The sequence below is a fragment of the Desulfotomaculum copahuensis genome (genome assembly GCF_001655685.1).
Lineage (GTDB): Bacteria > Bacillota > Desulfotomaculia > Desulfotomaculales > Desulfovirgulaceae > Desulfotomaculum_G > Desulfotomaculum_G copahuensis.
This window is the reverse complement of sequence record NZ_LYVF01000084.1, coordinates 1-215: the sequence shown is the minus strand read 5'-3', so window position 1 is coordinate 215 and position 215 is coordinate 1. Positions and strand designations below refer to the sequence as shown.

Genomic DNA, 215 nt, shown 5'->3' with positions numbered 1-215 from the left:
CTGTGAAGAGTGGCGTAACGCTAGACAGAACCGCTTATACGCCTGGGGGGACGAAACCAAAGGCGGCAACCCGAACATAAAGGTAAGTTACCATAACGGCGCGTTCACCCTGGCGGTAACCATTTCTCATTTATCCGGGCAAACCGGAGTAGACAGCCTGGGGCGGCCGGTCATGGCCAGAGCGCCCCGGGTGGCAGGGAAACTGTGGCTGCCGG

Annotated in this window: 1 pseudogene; it reads left to right on the top strand. The window is 59.5% G+C overall.

The features are described 5' to 3' along the window. Positions 1 to 215: pseudogene (locus A6M21_RS06425) on the top strand (IS200/IS605 family accessory protein TnpB-related protein); the annotation flags it as partial.